This is a genomic window from Gemmatimonadaceae bacterium, from assembly GCA_036496605.1.
In the GTDB taxonomy this organism is placed as follows: domain Bacteria; phylum Gemmatimonadota; class Gemmatimonadetes; order Gemmatimonadales; family Gemmatimonadaceae; genus AG2.
Window position 1 is genome coordinate 11,887 of sequence record DASXKV010000018.1, and the last position, 15,960, is coordinate 27,846.

General features: G+C 64.1%; 16 protein-coding genes. 3 read left to right on the forward strand and 13 right to left on the reverse strand.

What is annotated here, in order from left to right; genetic code table 11:
* Nucleotides 1-19 precede the first annotated feature (19 nt).
* Nucleotides 20-2,464, forward strand: coding sequence for an ABC transporter permease (locus VGH98_06290; GenBank protein ID HEY2375567.1), 2,445 nt, complete (start codon nucleotides 20-22; stop codon nucleotides 2,462-2,464).
* Between the two features lie 12 nt (nucleotides 2,465-2,476).
* Here the strand turns inward: VGH98_06290 and VGH98_06295 are convergent, their stop codons facing one another.
* Both VGH98_06295 and VGH98_06300 read right to left on the reverse strand, forming a co-directional pair.
* Nucleotides 2,477-3,799 (reverse strand): S41 family peptidase, encoded by a 1,323-nt coding sequence (locus VGH98_06295; protein HEY2375568.1) that lies wholly within the window; start codon nucleotides 3,797-3,799, stop codon nucleotides 2,477-2,479.
* Between the two features lie 107 nt (nucleotides 3,800-3,906).
* Nucleotides 3,907-4,347 carry a hypothetical protein gene (locus VGH98_06300; GenBank protein ID HEY2375569.1) on the reverse strand — a complete coding sequence of 147 codons (441 nt, stop codon included), beginning with the start codon at nucleotides 4,345-4,347 and terminating at the stop codon, nucleotides 3,907-3,909.
* A 96-nt stretch (nucleotides 4,348-4,443) separates the two neighbouring features.
* Between VGH98_06300 and VGH98_06305 the strand changes: the two genes are divergently transcribed.
* Nucleotides 4,444-6,741 (forward strand): hypothetical protein, encoded by a 2,298-nt coding sequence (locus VGH98_06305; GenBank protein HEY2375570.1) that lies wholly within the window; start codon nucleotides 4,444-4,446, stop codon nucleotides 6,739-6,741.
* A gap of 25 nt (nucleotides 6,742-6,766) precedes the next feature.
* Here VGH98_06305 and VGH98_06310 read toward each other — a convergent pair whose 3' ends face one another.
* The 7 genes from VGH98_06310 to VGH98_06340 form a co-directional block, all read right to left on the reverse strand.
* Nucleotides 6,767-7,648 (reverse strand): glycoside hydrolase domain-containing protein, encoded by an 882-nt coding sequence (locus VGH98_06310; protein HEY2375571.1) that lies wholly within the window; start codon nucleotides 7,646-7,648, stop codon nucleotides 6,767-6,769.
* A 13-nt stretch (nucleotides 7,649-7,661) separates the two neighbouring features.
* Nucleotides 7,662-8,057 carry a hypothetical protein gene (locus tag VGH98_06315; protein HEY2375572.1) on the reverse strand — a complete coding sequence of 132 codons (396 nt, stop codon included), beginning with the start codon at nucleotides 8,055-8,057 and terminating at the stop codon, nucleotides 7,662-7,664.
* A 42-nt stretch (nucleotides 8,058-8,099) separates the two neighbouring features.
* The gene (locus tag VGH98_06320) at nucleotides 8,100-9,521 is read right to left on the reverse strand and encodes a M20/M25/M40 family metallo-hydrolase (GenBank protein HEY2375573.1); all 1,422 of its coding nucleotides are present in this window, start codon (nucleotides 9,519-9,521) and stop codon (nucleotides 8,100-8,102) included.
* Nucleotides 9,522-9,657: 136 nt separating this feature from the next.
* Nucleotides 9,658-10,212, reverse strand: coding sequence for a GNAT family protein (locus VGH98_06325; GenBank protein HEY2375574.1), 555 nt, complete (start codon nucleotides 10,210-10,212; stop codon nucleotides 9,658-9,660).
* 48 nt (nucleotides 10,213-10,260) lie between these two features.
* Nucleotides 10,261-10,800: a DUF2238 domain-containing protein gene (locus VGH98_06330; protein HEY2375575.1), complete on the reverse strand. Its 540-nt coding sequence runs from the start codon at nucleotides 10,798-10,800 to the stop codon at nucleotides 10,261-10,263.
* A gap of 183 nt (nucleotides 10,801-10,983) precedes the next feature.
* On the reverse strand, nucleotides 10,984-11,415 hold the full coding sequence (locus VGH98_06335) for an HIT family protein (GenBank protein ID HEY2375576.1): 432 nt from the start codon (nucleotides 11,413-11,415) through the stop codon (nucleotides 10,984-10,986).
* Nucleotides 11,412-11,720, reverse strand: coding sequence for a hypothetical protein (locus tag VGH98_06340; protein ID HEY2375577.1), 309 nt, complete (start codon nucleotides 11,718-11,720; stop codon nucleotides 11,412-11,414). The genes VGH98_06335 and VGH98_06340 overlap by 4 nt, the downstream gene beginning before the upstream one ends.
* Before the next feature lie 50 nt (nucleotides 11,721-11,770).
* Between VGH98_06340 and VGH98_06345 the strand changes: the two genes are divergently transcribed.
* A complete protein-coding gene (locus tag VGH98_06345) occupies nucleotides 11,771-12,712 on the forward strand; it encodes a peptidoglycan recognition family protein (protein ID HEY2375578.1) in 942 nt (313 codons plus the stop codon).
* A gap of 641 nt (nucleotides 12,713-13,353) precedes the next feature.
* On the opposite strand, the gene VGH98_06350 is transcribed toward VGH98_06345, so the two are convergent.
* The 4 genes from VGH98_06350 to VGH98_06365 all read right to left on the reverse strand — a co-directional run bounded on the left by VGH98_06350 (nucleotide 13,354) and on the right by VGH98_06365 (nucleotide 15,687).
* A complete protein-coding gene (locus tag VGH98_06350) occupies nucleotides 13,354-13,851 on the reverse strand; it encodes a hypothetical protein (protein HEY2375579.1) in 498 nt (165 codons plus the stop codon).
* Nucleotides 13,852-13,886: 35 nt separating this feature from the next.
* Nucleotides 13,887-14,396, reverse strand: coding sequence for a GNAT family N-acetyltransferase (locus VGH98_06355; protein ID HEY2375580.1), 510 nt, complete (start codon nucleotides 14,394-14,396; stop codon nucleotides 13,887-13,889).
* A 174-nt stretch (nucleotides 14,397-14,570) separates the two neighbouring features.
* Nucleotides 14,571-15,011, reverse strand: coding sequence for a hypothetical protein (locus tag VGH98_06360; protein ID HEY2375581.1), 441 nt, complete (start codon nucleotides 15,009-15,011; stop codon nucleotides 14,571-14,573).
* Nucleotides 15,012-15,090: 79 nt separating this feature from the next.
* Nucleotides 15,091-15,687: a hypothetical protein gene (locus tag VGH98_06365; protein HEY2375582.1), complete on the reverse strand. Its 597-nt coding sequence runs from the start codon at nucleotides 15,685-15,687 to the stop codon at nucleotides 15,091-15,093.
* Nucleotides 15,688-15,960 lie beyond the last annotated feature (273 nt).

Here is a 15,960-nt window from a genome sequence, read left to right on the forward strand (position 1 = left end):
GCGACCGCTCGAGAGCGCAATGCAGGACGCACAGTACACGCTCCGCGTGCTGCGTCGCGCGCCGTCGTTCTCCGCTGTCGCCGTACTCACGTTGGCGCTCGGTATCGCCAGCACCACGGCGGCCTTCAGTGTCGTCGACGCGGTGGTACTGCGCGGCCTGCCATATCATGAGCCCAACCGTCTCCTCACCGTGTACGAGCGCAGTGACGAAGGCGGATTGCGCGTTCCCTCCTATCCGACATTCCGCGATTGGCAAGCACAGAGCGCGGCCGTGTCGAGGGCAATCGAGGGAACCGCGTTCGTGCGCGGCGATGGCGTCTTGCTGCCGATGCCCGGCGGCGACGAGCGCGCGATCTCGGCCTATGTCACACCGGGATTCTTTGGCCTCATGGGGACGCGGCCGATCCTCGGTCGAACGTTCCTGCCTGACGAGGAGCAACCAGGCGCGCCACCCGTTGCCGTGCTGTCGTATGACTACTTCCTCAAGCAATTCGGAGGCAATCCATCGGTGATCGGCAAGATCATCGACGTCGACAGCGTTCCGACGACGGTCATCGGCGTGATGCCGCACGCCTTTGTATACCCGAATTTCAGCGGTGGCGACGAATTGCTCGCACCGTCAGTCTGGCAACCGATCGCACTCTTCCGGCTAAATCATGCTGCGCTCGATCAGCGCGGGTTGCACGTTGATAGCCGGGCGATCATGCGGCTGCGTTCCGGAACGGACTCGGCGCGCGCCGCAGCCGCGATGCGGACGATCGCGACGCGCCTCGCCACGGAGTACCCGATCGAGCAGGCCCACTGGACGAACGTGGCTTTTCAATCGCTCTCCGATGAATTGTTCGGCAATGCTCGGGGTGTGTTGACGGTCGTCTCGGGCGCGATCGGGCTCGTTCTCCTCCTTGCGTGCGCGAACGTTGCGAACCTGCTCCTGACGAGAGCGAGCGCGCGCCGGCAGGAGCTGGCGATCCGATCAGCGTTAGGCGCTGGCCGTTGGCGACTGGCGCGCCAGCTGCTTACGGAGGCGCTCTTTCTTTCCGTTGCCGCCGGCGCCGTCGGTCTTCTGCTCGCGTCAATGCTCGTCGGTTACCTGCGACGCTCCGCGACCTCGAGAATACCCTTCGCGTCCGAGCTTGGCGTCGACCACCGCGCGCTGCTCTTCGCGCTCGCTGCGTCGATGCTCACGGCGTTGCTCGTTGGCGTGCTCCCTGCGCTACAGGGCAGCGGCGGACGTCTCATGGACCGCGTGCGAGCGTCCTCTTCGGGAGCGATCGGTGGCGCGCGAGACGCGTGGGCCCGGAACGTCCTTGTCGCCGTGCAGTTCGCGCTCGCGCTCACGCTCCTGTTGGCCGCCGGGCTGCTCATTCAAAGCTTTCGCCGCTTGCTCGCGGTGCCGTTGGGCTATGACCCGAGCGAGACGATCGAATTCGCGATCGCTCCGCCGGCGCATCGCTACGACGCGCCCGCCGAGGCAGCGGCGTTGTACGCACGAATTCTTGCGGCCGTGCGTGCGGTGCCTGGTGTCGTAGGAATAGCGGCCACGAGTGGCGCGCAGATCCCGACGAAGGTGGAGACGGACGCCACGTCGAACGGACGCCCGGTGGAATCAGCGCTCTATCGCACGGTCTCGGCGGACTACCAGAAGACGATGCGCATTCCGATGGTCGCGGGCCGATGGTTTACCGAGGACGATATGCGATCGCCGAACGGCTTCGTCGTCAGCGATCGGTTGGCGAGAATGCTGTGGCCGGGTGGCTCCGCGTTAGGCAAGCGGATCACGGTGCGTCGCTCCTCGCAGATGCGTGCCGACTTTGGCCAGCCCATCAGCATGCCTGTCATCGGTGTAATCAGCAACGTGCGCGAGGGCGGTCCCGACGATGATCCGCAGGCGGAGGTCTACCTGCCGTACACGCTCGAGGTATGGCCATGGATGCGATTCGTGGCGCGCGCGCAGAATGCGGCGCGTGCACTACCGATCGTCGATCGTGCGGTGCGCGACGTCGAGCCGGCCTTACGATTCTTGGGGAAGCCGAGCGTGTCGGAGACGGGGATGGACGCGATCGACCCTCAGCGGCGTTTCGTGACGTTCGTGCTGATTGGCTTCGCGGTGTGTGCGTTGCTCCTTGCGACCATCGGCTTGTACGGCACCGTTGCCTACGGCGTCGTTCAGCGCACGCGAGAGCTTGGCGTCCGCATCGCGCTCGGCGCGTCGGCACGGAATATCCTCGCTCTCGTTATGCGCGATGGATTGAGCTTCGTCTTCTTAGGTGCGTTGGTGGGCATTCTCGGAGCGGTCGCGGCGACGCGGGTCATTCGCACCCTGTTGTTCGCGACGCCCCCGACCGACATGGCGACATTCGTCGTCGTCCCCACGGTCCTTGCGACCGCGGCGCTTCTCGCCAGCTATTTTTCCGCACGACGCGCGACGCGTACGGATCCCATGGTGGCGATCAGAGGAGACTGAGGCCCCTCCCCCCTACGATCGAAGCTTCTCGCGGGCGAGCTTCTCGGCGGTCGTCAGCGCATCGGCGGCCGGGACCTTGACGTCCGGTTCCACACCGGTGCCCTCCCAGTTCGTGTGCGTTGTCGGATTGATCGCGCGGGCAAACGGGACGCCGATCATGAAATGCTCATCGATGCGGTGCCCCGACACTGGGTGCGCGCCGCCGCCGGTCGTCTCGCCCACGAGCGTCGCCCGCTTGATCGACTTCAGATCGTACGCGAATTCCTCACCGCCGGAGAAAGTGTGCGCGGAGGTGAGCACGAACACCGGCTTCTCGCCGCCGAAGCGGCGTCCCGGAAGCGAGTCGCGCGTCCAGAACTCCTCGGTCTTGTCCGTCCTGCGCGTCCACAGATCGTTGAGATGCGTCCGCTGCGAGAAGAGGTATGACGCGATGTAGGAGACCATCGCCGGACTGCCCCCGCCATTGTCGCGCAGGTCGATGATCAGCGCGCGCGTGCCGCCGAGGAAGCTCATCGCCGCGGACGCCGTCGCCGCGCAGAGCTCCGGATCAGCAAAGGCGTTGAACTTCAGATAGCCGATGTTCCCTTCGAGCTGCTCCGCCTTCACGAAGCCGCAGTTCATCTCGTCCATCTGGCGCTGCCGCCGGGCAATGACGTCCGGTGATGGCGTCGAGGACGCCTGCTGCACGGGAAGCGGCCGCGCACTGTAGTCCACCCGCATGTGCTTGTCGTGCCCGATCGCGCGAACGTCGTCGTTGAGACGGAAGGCAAAGCTCATCGCGTTGGGATATGCGTCGTACGCTCCGTGTCCGAGGCGCGCCTGCAGCGAATCGGCGATGCGCCTCGCGACATCGGGGAACACGTAGAACGAATCCAGCTCGGCGATGGCTCCATCGATCACTCGCCGGCGCGTCGCGGCGTCGATGTGTAGATCGGCGGCGCTCACGTTAGGCCCCAACGCCGCGAGCCGAAAGTCTTTCATTCGCAGCGGGCCGGTGTCGGAGAGCGCCATCAGTCCATAGGCCGTAGTCTCTCCCGCGCGCTCCTTCGCGATGAATTCCACGCGACGCGGCTCGCTGCGCTCGATCGTGAGCAGCTGAAAGCCTCCGGTTCGCTCGCGGAAGCTCAGCTCCGACTTGGGATCGTAGTTCGGATCATATTGCCGGGCGTACGCTGCAAGACGCGCGGTGTCGGCGCTATTGAACGCGTCGAGCCACGCGTGGAGCACGGTACCCGCTGCTGTGGTCGGAATGGCGACAGAGCTCGGCGACTGCGCGACGACACGGCTCGCGACAATCGCAATCAGCACAAGTGTTCGGGCCAGTGGTCTCAACATGGCGTCTCCTGCGACGGAAGCTTTGACAAACAGAGATGATCCTGCGGCTCACCTGAGTATGTCAAGGCCAACGCCGTAGAGGTTTCCACGGCGACCGTCGCGGTCGGTCATCTGGTGATCACTTGGCGCGGCGCTCGGACCAACTGCGTGGCGCCGCTGCCGTCGCGCAGCTCCATGACGACGTCCGCGCTATCGCCCGCTGGCCAGGATGGTCCGCCGGTCGCGAGCACAATTTTCAGTCCGATGGCGAGCGGCAATGCCCGCGTATCGGGCGTCGTGTTGGTGACCCAGGCGACGTTGCGATGTAGCACCCACACGCGCCCCGACGACACGGCGCTGGGCCATATCGAATTGTCCGTTGTGCGGAGGAGGGCGCTGAGGTCGAGGCCTGGGTGCGCCGTCAGGCCAACGTCGAAAGCAACCTGTTTGCCGCCCACCGTGACGGTGAGCGGAGTATTGAGCAACGCCGGGGGCGCCGGCTCGAGGAAGCCGGAGAGGTCAGTGCATGACGCGAGAAAAAAGCATCCGCCGATCAACACGCGAAGCATAGGATTCTCCATGCGGGCTGATTGCCAAACGCTTCTGATCCACAAATCGTCACAACCACGTCCGCGCGAACACGTTCGAGGCGATAATACTATCTCATGACGACCATGCGTCCCTTGCGCTGCGCCCTCGTCATCGGTGGGCTCCTCGCGCCGCTGTGCCGTGGATTCGCGCAGACAACCGCCACGCTTGCCGATCTCCGATGGAGCGCAGCCGAGACGCCAGCGGGTCGCTTCGTAATCGTCGCTGGCGAGCGTGGCTTCGTCGGCGGTTACAACACGCCCGGGCTCGAAATCTGGACGTATCCGCTGCAGCTCGTTCGCCACTACTGGGTCAGCTTTCGCGTCGAGGGGGAGGGGGAGGGCGACACGGCCGACGTCGACGGGCGCGTGGCGGTGAGCACGATCGAGCATACGACCACTGCGGCGACACGAGTGTACACCGCGCCTGGCGTCACGCTGCGCGAGCGCATCTTCACTCCCGTCGGTCTGCCCGCGGCGATGATCAGCTATTCCGTCGAATCGAGTCGACCGGTCCTCATCACGGTGCACTTCACACCGTCGCTCAACCTCATGTGGCCGGGATCCATCGGCGGCCAGGAGATCCACTGGGACTCGACACACTCGGCCTACACGCTCGACGAGCCCTCGCGGCGATTTCGAGGTGCTGTGGTATCGCGGCAGATCGTCGCCCATGAGCAGATACAGAACAATCGGCGCGATGCGGAGTTCGAGCGGAGTGTCAGCTTTACCGTCCGCGCTGCGCCGGGAGAGCTGGGGGACGCGACGATCGCGTTTGCCGGTGCGAGCACGCCTGACGAGGCGGCACTCTCGATCGCGAAGAATCTCGCGGGACAGGCGCGAGACTACGAGGCGCGTGCGCGACGTCGGTATGCGGCCCTCGACGTCATCGATGTCGAAACGCCCGACACGGCTGTGAACCGCGCTCTTCACTGGGCGCAGGTGACGCTCGAGCAGGCCTGGGTCTGCAACCCGCAGCTCGGTTGCGGTCTCGTCGCGGGCTACGGCCCGTCGCGCGGCGCGCGGCGGCCGCAGTACGCATGGTTCTTCGCCGGCGACGGGCTCGTTGCCGTCGACGCCCTCCTCCGCGAAGGCGCCTACGCGCGAGCACGCGATGAGCTCTCGTTCATCATGCGCTATCAGAACAAGCGCAGCGGTGCGATATGGCACGAGCTGTCACAGAGCGCCGGATTCCTCGATTGGGAGCACGCGTACCCGTACATGTTCGTCCACGTGGACGTGAGTTTCGATTTTCTGAACACACTGCGGGATTATGTCGAGACCACGGGAGACGTTGCTTTCGCTAAGCGGCACTGGGCATCGATCCGCGCCGCGTACGGCTACTGTCGCTCGACGATCCCGCCAGGTCATTCGCTGCCTGAAATCCCTGCCGGTCAGCAAGGGCGAGACGAACAGGATCCGCAGCGCGACGAGCTGTCGCTGTCACTCGCTTGGGTGACGGCGTCCGAGTCCTTCGCCACTCTCGCGCGCCTAACGGGACACCATGCGCAGGTGGCAGACGCGGAGCGCCAGAGCGGCGTCGCTCGGGACGCCATTCGGCCGGCCTACTATGACTCGCATAAGCAGCAGTGGCTGAGCGGACATCTCCGTTCCGGCGCACCGGTCGAGGGCCTCACGGGTGGCCTCATCGCCTTGTTGCACCAGGGGCTGCTCGGCGAGCCAGAGCAGCGCGCACTGCTCGACGCGCTCGCCGCGCCGCATTACCGCGCGCCGTGGGGGATTCGGAGCACGCCTAACGACTCGCCGCTCTACGAGCCGGATGCCTACGCGCGGGGAAGCGTGTGGGCGATCGGCACGGCTGACGCCATCACCGCTTTCTACGAGGCCGGCCGGTCGGCAACGGCGACGGCGCTCTGGCGCGATCTCGTCCCCTGGTTCGGCCTCGACTCACCGGGCCACATGCACGAAGTCCTCAACGGCGACGCATTCGTGCCCGAGCGCGAGTCGGTGCCGGATCAGACCTGGTCGTCGGCAGCGTTCCTCTCGAGCGGGGTGCGTGGGATGTTGGGACTTCAGGTCGACGCCTCGAAGCGGCTGCTCCGATTCACGCCGCGCATACCACCGGCGTGGGACACCCTTCGTGTGCGTCACATCGAGCTCGGCGGCGCGGAAGTCAATCTCGCGCTGCGGCTCTCGCCTGACCGGGCGGAGCTTGAGATTGAAAACGCGGGACCGGCGATGATGCTCACCTTCCGTCCGCCTTTGCCGAGCGGCGTCAACGTGAGCTCCATGGTGCTGAGCACTGGCGCTCGGCTGACAAGTGCCGCGAACGGCGCCGTGACTGACGAGATCCACGTGATCTGTCCGGCGCATCGCACCAGCCGGATAACATTGCAGCTCGCGTCGCAGCGTTAGGCAGCGCCGAATTTCTCCGAGTGTCCTAGGGCGCCGAGGGTGACGGAGAGCTCGCGACGTCGACGTCGACCGTCGCGCTCTGTCCACCCCACGTCTGCGACACGTCGAACATGCCCTGCCACACCGAGGCGTACGAGAGGCCGACATCGGTCGGTACGGTCGTTAGGCTGAACCCCACCGAGCTCGCGATCCAGAAGGGTGGCGCGTCGTGCCGGCCGGCGGCGACGTAGGCCGCCATCGTCGCCGAGTGCACGGCGTCGGCGTTCGACTTCGCGCAATAGATCGCCGGTCGAAATCGGCCGTCGGCGAGCACGCCAGCGATCCACGCCGACATGTACGTGACGAGCGCTTGCGACACGCTCGTCACGTACTCGACGTCGAGAAAGATCGCGCCCCCAGGTGGGACGCCGTCGGCTGCTGCCTTGGCGACCGCGTCGTCTGCTTCAGCTGTCCCTTGCGTGGCGCTCAAGAGTGAAGCGGAACAGGTGGCTGCGGCCGACAACGAGCTTTGCACAGATCGATCGAACTCGGGACTCGCCGTCGCACGGCGGGAGAGCGCAATGATGTCGGGAATCTGCGACCAATCCTGTTGGCCGACGTACAGCACCGCCGTTCCCCAGCCGAGCGCGGCCACTTTGTGGTACTGTCCCACCCATGTCGTATCACGATGACAGGGCGCGGCGAGATAATACCCGACCCAGTGATAGGGCGACGTCGGGAATCGCCACGCGGTGAGCGCGGCGTCGCCGGGATAGACGCCGATGTCGAAGCCCGGATACGCAACGGGCGTTGGATTCGGTTGCCCTCCTGGCGCGGTCGCGCGGTGACCTTCGCAGCCGACCGTGATCGCGACGACTATCGCGGCTGTGCTCCGGCGAACTGTGCTGATCCGATTCGACGACTTCATGAACTACACGTTATCACGTCGGTATGCTGACCTGCACCGTGCCCTGTTTACACGTCGGTTCACAGTCCGGCCCATTCGGCTGCGACGTCGTGTAGACGATTTGATTAAACGTCGTCGTCGAGGATGCGGCGCCGACGATCACGGTCACGGTCGCACGGTCGGCGATGAGTCCGTTCAGGAAAACGTCCTGTGAGCAGCGCGTAAGATCGGTGCAATCGAACACATAGGCCGCTTGATCACCCGGGGAGATGCGCACTTCGACCCGAAACGGCGCCGTTGGCATGGTTGCCAGATGCACCACGAGACCACTGTCACAGCCGATGAGCGTGCAGGTGTGCTCGCCCGAAATAGCAGTGCACGAGGCGAGACCAATGAACCAGAGCTTCGAGATCGATCGGCATCCCACCATTGATCCCTCCACGGTGCGTCAGAGCGAATCTCGTTGCAACTTCTATGCGTTAGGCGCGCTCGCCAACCGTTTGACGAGCTCGTACAGAAACGTCTGCCCTTCGTAGAACGACTGCACCTTGAGCCGCTCGTCACGTCCGTGAAAGCGAATGTCGTCGCGATCGTAGAAGAGCCCCTGCACGCCGTACGTCGGAATGCCCGCGGCACGCAGGTACGCGCCGTCGGTCGCGCCCATCACCATCATCGGCACCGAGGCCACGCCAGGCCACAGCTCCGTTGTCACTGTGTTCACGGTGTTCAGCAAATCCTCACGCATCGGCGAGGGTGGCGCGCCGCGCGGCGCACCGCTGACGATCACGTTCACCGCCGTGTCGGCGATCACGCGTCGCAGCGTCTCCGTCACGTAATCGACGCTGTCCTCGGGCAGCACGCGACAGTTGACGTTGGCCGCCGCGAGCTGGGGAAGCGCATTCAGCGCGTGGCCACCTTCTAGCATCGTGGCGACGCAGGTAGTGCGCAGCGTCGCGTTCCAGGGCGTCGACGCTTGCGCCAGGCGCGTCATCGCCGCGGTGTCGCCATTGGCCACCGCCGCAAGGTCGGCACTCACCGGTCCTTTCTCGATCGACGACATCGCTGTGAAGTACGCGCGCGTGACGTCGTTGGTCTTGAGCGGGAATCCGAATCGCGAGAGACGATCGAGCGCGCCGGCCAGGTGGTAGATCGCGTTGTCAGAAACAGGCAGCGAGCTGTGGCCACCCTTGTTGCGGACCTCGAGCCGATAGTTGACGACGTACTTCTCGCTCACCTGCACGTCGTTCGAGAGCTTGGTGCCGTTCACGGATTCACCCCAGCCACCCTCGTTGAGCGCATACTCGGCGTCGATGAGCGAACGCTTATTCTTGAGCAGCCACTCAACACCGTTGTACGGGCCGCCGCCTTCTTCATCGGCCGTCAACGCGACGATGATGTCGCGATCGGGCTTGAACCCCTCGCGCTTGTAGCGAATCAGATTCGCGATCCAGATCGCGGCTTGCGCCTTGTCGTCGCCCGTGCCTCGGCCGTAGAAGAAGCCGTCCTTCTCGTTGAGCAGGAATGGATCCATGCTCCAGTCCTCGCGCTTCGCTTCCACGACGTCGGTGTGCGCGAGGAGGAGAATCGGACGCTGACGACCGGTGCCTCGATAGCGAACGACGAGGTTCGCCTTGTTCGGGTTCGCCCCTCCGACGTAGATGTCGCGATCGGAGAAGCCAGCCGCCTTGAGGCGACGCGCTGCCGCCTGCGCGACCGGCGTCGTCGCGCCGGTCGTGAAGCCCGACTTGATCTCGATCATCTCCTTGTAGATCGCGCGTGCGAGCTGCCGGTCCTGCTCGGCGGGCATCGCGCGTGACGCCGACGATTGCTGCGCCTGCGCGACGGGCGCGAGGAGAAAGCAAATGAACGATGCCGATCGTGCGAGTCGGTTCATGGGAGTATTAGTGCTTGTCGAATGGCCAAGGTGCCGACAGTGCCGCGCGCGGACCACGCAGGAAGGCTCGCGCGGCACCAGTCGTCCAGACGCTTGGGATACGACCCGGCGTCGAAGTCCGCAAGGCCGGCGATCGTCACTGCATCGCCCGCCACTCGGGTTCGAGAATCGCATACAGAGCGACGCTCTCGAATTGGCCCCATCGGATGTACGCGTCGCGATGAACGCCCTCGAGCTTCATGCCGACCTTCTGGAGGACGCGACCGGATGCCGGATTACGAAGGAAATGCCTCGCCTGAAGGCGGTGCAGGCCGAGTTCAGTGAATGCATATGCGACGAGCGCGCGGGCTGCCTCTGTCGCATAGCCCTTACCCCACTGCTCTTTGCCGATCCAGTATCCGATCTCCCCGTGCCGATAGTGTTCCTCGACGTGGACACTGATGGCGCCCACAAGATTCCGCGAACCGGTGCGCTGGCAGATCGCGAGCGCGAGCTGTCCGGCTTGGTTCCAGGCATCGGCGTGCGTCCCGATCCACGATGCGCCGCCACCAGCAGGATAGGGATGCGGGATCGACAGTGTCGTGTCGGCGACTTCGCGCACGCCCGCGAGCTGTTCGACGACGGGACCATCGTCGAGCGTGAATGCTCGGAGGACGAGACGCTCACTCGTCAGTCGGGGGATCTCGGGCATTCGTATCCTTACCGACCGCCTAGCATTTCGCGCAAGACTCAGTGGGCGTTAGGCATCGATGCGTTGCGGTCGTGGCCTTCGCACGACGAGAAAGAGGACTACCGTCGCGATGGCGCCGAGGGTGTCCATGAGCATGTCCTTCTGCGTGTCCCAGACGTCGCCCTGACTGCCGAGGAAGTTCGCGCCCGCGGCAGCATTCCCGCCGTACGCCGCGTATAGCCACTCGATCAGCTCGTACGACATCGCGACGAAGCCGATCGCGAATATGGCAAAGAGACACGCGAGCGTTCGGCTCATCGCGTTGCGGCTGAGCAGGTATTCGAGAATGCCGAACGCAAAGAACCCGACCGAGAAATGGCCGACGCGGTCGAACATGTTGCGCTGAAATCCGAACGCGCGATCGAACCAGTCGAACGGCACGCGCTCGAACGTGTAGTGGCCGCCCACCGTGTGCCAGTACGGAAGGAACGCCATGAGCAGATAGGCAAGGGGAGAGAACCGAATCCCGCGCGCATACATAACGACGAGCGAGCCGCGAGACGGCAGCGACGAGTTTCGAGATCGAGCTTCAGATACGAGATTGCTCACGGCTCGAGCTCAATCTCGCACCTCGTTGCTGCCTTCTCGTTGCTCGGAGCTGGGCTCGCTGATGGTGGGTGAGATGCCTGAGTGCCACTTCGAAAAAGCCGGATCTCATTTACTCATGTCTCGCTTCTGGAGCTCGCCCTCGACGTGCGCGGGGGCGTCGCTTAGCGAACCGGAGCTCCCGGCTTATCGTTCGACGAGAGGCGAGAGCGTTGCTGCGGTCGCGTCCAGCTCGGCGCGCGCCGGACGGCGCGTGTAGTACTCGGGACTGAACCTGAGCCCGAACCCATCGCCGCGGAAGCGCGGAAAGACGTGCAGGTGCACGTGGAAGATCTCCTGCATTGCCGCCTCGCCGTCGGCGAGAAAGAAGTTCACTCCTTCGCACGGCAGCCCGCTCGCGCGAAGCGCTGCGGCAGCCGCGTGGCCGACGCGCATCAGGTCGGCGGCGATGCCGCTGTCGTTGTCGGCGAGATAGGCCGCATGACGAACGGGCACGACGAGCAGATGACCGGCGTTGACGGGTTGAATGTCCATGAACGCGGCGCACCGCTCGTCACGATACACGAAGCTTCCAGGAAGATCGCCCGCAAGTATGCGGCAAAATATGCAATCGCTCATGGCCAGCGACGGGCCTGGTTGAGCAGCGCTTCCCAGTCGGCATCGGTCACTTGGTGTAGACGTGGCCCAACCTTCAAGGGCGCCACGTTAATGGCGAGCGCCGAAACGCGGCGAATCTCTGCGCGCGGAAGTACGCGCAGCTCGCCTGTGCTCGCGCGGAAGGTGAACCCAGTCGGTGGAACGGACACCGTGTCGTTGCCGTCGCTGGCGTCAGGATGGTTCGCCGGCAAGCTTGGAATAACCATCCAGCTTATGCCGCGACTGTCGACGAAATGGAACGCCATCATGTAGCAAGTGGAAAGCAATCAACGTGCTCGGTCTTCTCACCCTAACGTCCATCGCGCAATTTTAGAAGATGAGATCATTCCGAAATTCGCTCGGACTCTTCGTCGCCATCGCGTGCGCGATGGTTCACGCTCCGTACGCCGTATCGCAATCGGCGGTACCGCAGCCGAGGATCATTCCGCGCGCGCAGTGGCAGTCGCAGCCGGCACTGGGCTACGTCGCCGACGCCATCCGCCGCAACGAACCGCCGGGCCGCACGCTCGTCTTTCACGATCTGTCGATCACAGTCCTCGGCACGTCGCCCGACACGAATCACGCGACACACGTCGGTAGCGCACGCCTGCAACTTCGGTCCGGCAACTCGCAGGAGGAGCGCGCTGCGCGCGAGGGAGAAGCCTTCAATTGGCACGACTACCACGTCGCGATCGTAGCGATCTACGCGAAGGGCGAGCTGGGCGGAGGTCTCGTGGCACTCGAGGTCGCGACCGTCGCCTCACTCCCGTCTGTCGTCGCGTCATCGCGCGTCGCTGGTGGCGCGGAGATGCGGCTCCGCGTTCCGCAGCGGATCACCAGCATAACGCTGCATCATGAAGGGAGTCCGGGACCACTGCGTCCCCAGGACGATCCCGTCGCCAAGCTGCGCGGCCTGCAGTCGTGGGGCGCGCGAGATCGGAACTGGTGGGACGTGCCGTACCACTTCCTGATCGATCTCGACGGCAAGATCTACGAGGGTCGCGACTGGCACTACATGGGCGAGACCAACACGACGTACGATCCAACCGGGCACCTTCTCATCAGCATCCTTGGCAACTACAACCTTCAGGAGCCGACACAGGCGCAGCTCGATGCGATCGCCAATCTCATGGCGTGGGCGGTGAAACGGTTCGACGTGCCGCTCGACAGCATCCGTGGACACTATCAGTATGCGCAGACGAATTGCCCCGGGAAGAATCTCCGGAAATATCTGGAGGACGGAACGTTCCGGAGGATGGTGAAAGCACGGCTCGAGTAGAGCGAACCGCGCCCCGTCTAGTCGGATCTGAGCGCCGAGATCGGATCGATGCGCGCCGCGCGGAATGCGGGCCGCACGCAGGTCACCGGCGGCGAAGGCGAGCCAGACGACCGCGTGCGCAGCGTAGATGCGGAGGTCGAAGCGTCCCATGCGCGAGAGGGCGTCCTACCTTACGCCTGAAGTCAGCCGTAAGCGAATTGAGCAGATTGGTAACCTGCTAACCGGTCGCGGCATCCGCGAGGCTGGGCCCGGCGGCGACGACTGGATCTGAGTTTGGGCGCTCGTCGTCATTGGGACGAGGAATGCGAACGCGGCGCGCGAGAGAAGGCGTAACATGATCAGGAAGCAGCCTCGCCGAACGTACGCCAACAATACCGCGCGCGGTTGGGCGTTGCACGACTGGTGCCCGCCAGGGCGCGGAGGAGAGTGCCGTCACGTTGATCGTTCGCCGTTCGACTGATGCTCATCACCGAGGACACTGCTGAGCGTGGACACCGGCGCGCTCGAGGCCTCGCGGGCGGGTAAGTGATAAACCTCCTCGTTCCTACGAGTCGTTAGGCTTCGCGGCCGAAGGACTCACCGGACTCGCAACCCAAACAGCGCCGGGATCATCGTCAGGCGATCGCGCCGGTACCGCGGAATCACGACGAATCGCGGGCCGAGGACCAGCCCAATATGGGCTGTGGGAACACAGCGGCATCGAGCTGGCCAACCACGGCGCCGACGCGGGTGCCGTCCACCGAATATGCTGCACCCCCGACGCCAGCCCGTGCCTCGAGGCGTGTCCACGGCGCGAAAAGAACGCCAGTTGACGCACTCGGCCCAGCGATGGAGGGGTAGTGAGGCCGGCAGCCGCCGCTCGAATTCAGAGGGCACGTCAGGTAAACGGCTCCGAGGCCGAGCCATTCGTAGCCGGCCTCGGCGTACACGGCGAGCTTTCCGCGCTTCACCAGAAACTTGCCCAAAGCGAGATGGGCCACGATGCGGCCATCATCGAAGTATTCGCCGCCGTGGCCTGTCCCGTCGCCAATGGTGGCGTCGGCGCTCCAGAGATGTGCTGTCTGGGCGCTTGACCGGTGAGCGACACCGCCCCCGATCGTGACTGCAAGTGCAAGCGAGAATCGACTCCAACTGACCATAAGGAACCTCTTCGATGCCTAACTCGCGATCTGCGCTAGCGGTCATCCACGTGGCCGATCGAGGCCCCCGCTACCCGCTTGGACATGTAGATGTCCGGCCTACCAGGTCCATTCGCGTCCGGCATGATCCCCGTCACCACGAACCCTAGACGCTGATAGAACAAGAAAGGATGCCGCCGATCTAAGTCCCGTAGTTCGCGGAGGTGCCCGACCACGTCGGGATAGAGCTCGACCCCGCCGACCGACGTCATGACCGCATCGTCGTCTGTGCCGAGTGTTAGCGTGCGCGCGCCGCGTCGCTGGATCTCGTGCTCGATGGCTTCGACAAGAGCGCGACCAATACCACGCTGTCGATGATCGCGGTGGACGACGACCGGATGTAGTTCCCATACGTGGCCGTGATATTCAGGTAAGGCGCCAGCCCAACCAACGAGTTGCTCGTCCGCGGTCGCGGCGCGAGCGAATCCATCTCGCAGAATGCATTGGACCTCCTTACGAGCGACGCGCCGATCGCGCCACCCACTCGGTGCATCGAATTCCGACACCAACAACTCCCGAACGCGGGAGTTCAGCGACGCGCGAGCACTGCCTTCGGACGACTTCCGAGTCGATCGTGTAAACCACTGACGATCGGCGCATATGTTCCCCGCAGCTGGTGTGCGGCTATTGTAGCAAATAGTTGGGCAACTGCCAGGGTCAGGCGGCCGCGTCTATCAGCTTCAGCGCTCGTTAGGTGACACGGTCGTCGAAGCCCGAGGGCTGCCAGCTACGCGGTCGAGAAGAAGGCCGACAATCAGCGCGACGACAAATGCCGGCGCTCCAGTCAGCACGGGCCAGGCGAGGAGCGAGAGCAGGGCCAGCTTGAGGCGCGACGGTTCACCCCAATGAGCGCGGAAGGGGCCCAACGCGGCGACGATGAACGCCCCGAGCGCGACAGCCAGTGCGACGTGGGTGGCGACGCTGAGGCGTTGCGCCGTTCGATGGCGCTCGATGGTGAGGTGGAGACCGAACACGGCGAGGCCGAGCAGCCATGCGGCAACGCGCCACCCCTTCACCGCGGCCGGCGACGACGCCATTCCAGCGAGTGCGGCCGTTGCCGTGCCCACGAGTGCATAGGCTGCGCTCGCGAGGACGATGTTCCCAGCTCGAATCTGTCGCATGCGCGAACGCTCCCGCGGCTACTACCGTTAGGCGTCAGGCAGCGCGAGGCCGTCGCGCCGATGGGTTTCTCGCGCCAGGCTATTTCAAACTCTTCGCAACGCACCCCGTATAGGTCTGAAGGAATTCGCGACTCAGGGCGTGATATTGCTCGATTGTCGAAAACCTCGGGGTCTCAGGCGGAGTATTTAGAACGTATAGCGTGACTACTGTCTGGTCGGCATCGCGAAACAGCAGATACACGCTCTGGACGCCTCCTGAGAGTTTTGTTCGGTCGATCGCGTAGATGTCAAAGCCATTCAAAGAAGAGTGCGGAGGCGTTCTTGATTCCATGTCCGGGGTGCCCTCGGCCACCGTGGTCAGGTCATGAATCAAGTGCTTCTTCGCTAGAGCGTAACTGCCCAGGCGCTCTGCCTTGAAGTTCACGAAAGGCGTACCCCCGTAAGCGATGTGCAAGCTGAACCCGTGCGTTACGACGATCTGATTCGGTTCCTGAGCTCCGCCTACGGAACGCACGAAGGGCCGCGCGCGTTCGGCTGATTCCACAACCCAGAATTTGTCTCCAAGATTGCAATCGATGTATCGCCGGAGGTTATCCTGTTGAGCCGGGGCTGTCGGTTGGGAAGACAGCGTAGCCAGTGGCAGGAGGGTCAGAGCTGTCGCGTACTTGAGGAACATTGAGTAGTTCCTAATTGCTCGAAGGCCAGATTTCGGCCAGGATTCGAATCCCGGCCGATTGCAGCTCTGCTATCGGCGTAAACTTACAGCCGGATCATCTATTGAACCCGGACGCGATCGAACGCACGATCGCCAATATCTCGCAATTGTTCTCGAACGGCCATGGGTGGACGGCGCAAGTTCTTTTTGTCGCGCGCGTCAAGCTACGGCAGCGGTTCTCTGGACTCGAGCATCGTCGGCCCCGAACGCTTCGGCGAATGCGCGACCGACATA

Bases quoted from the DNA above. Each gene is read 5' to 3' on its own strand.
- VGH98_06325 (HEY2375574.1), bottom strand. From the start codon at position 10,212: ATGCCCGAGATCCCCCGACTGACGAGTGAGCGTCTCGTCCTCCGAGCA.
- VGH98_06320 (HEY2375573.1), bottom strand. From the start codon at position 9,521: ATGAACCGACTCGCACGATCGGCATCGTTCATTTGCTTTCTCCTCGCG.
- VGH98_06365 (HEY2375582.1), bottom strand. From the start codon at position 15,687: ATGTTCCTCAAGTACGCGACAGCTCTGACCCTCCTGCCACTGGCTACG.
- VGH98_06360 (HEY2375581.1), bottom strand. From the start codon at position 15,011: ATGCGACAGATTCGAGCTGGGAACATCGTCCTCGCGAGCGCAGCCTAT.
- VGH98_06290 (HEY2375567.1), top strand. From the start codon at position 20: ATGCAGGACGCACAGTACACGCTCCGCGTGCTGCGTCGCGCGCCGTCG.
- VGH98_06315 (HEY2375572.1), bottom strand. From the start codon at position 8,057: ATGGTGGGATGCCGATCGATCTCGAAGCTCTGGTTCATTGGTCTCGCC.
- VGH98_06310 (HEY2375571.1), bottom strand. From the start codon at position 7,648: ATGAAGTCGTCGAATCGGATCAGCACAGTTCGCCGGAGCACAGCCGCG.
- VGH98_06350 (HEY2375579.1), bottom strand. From the start codon at position 13,851: ATGGTCAGTTGGAGTCGATTCTCGCTTGCACTTGCAGTCACGATCGGG.
- VGH98_06345 (HEY2375578.1), top strand. From the start codon at position 11,771: ATGAGATCATTCCGAAATTCGCTCGGACTCTTCGTCGCCATCGCGTGC.
- VGH98_06295 (HEY2375568.1), bottom strand. From the start codon at position 3,799: ATGTTGAGACCACTGGCCCGAACACTTGTGCTGATTGCGATTGTCGCG.
- VGH98_06305 (HEY2375570.1), top strand. From the start codon at position 4,444: ATGACGACCATGCGTCCCTTGCGCTGCGCCCTCGTCATCGGTGGGCTC.
- VGH98_06335 (HEY2375576.1), bottom strand. From the start codon at position 11,415: ATGAGCGATTGCATATTTTGCCGCATACTTGCGGGCGATCTTCCTGGA.
- VGH98_06300 (HEY2375569.1), bottom strand. From the start codon at position 4,347: ATGCTTCGCGTGTTGATCGGCGGATGCTTTTTTCTCGCGTCATGCACT.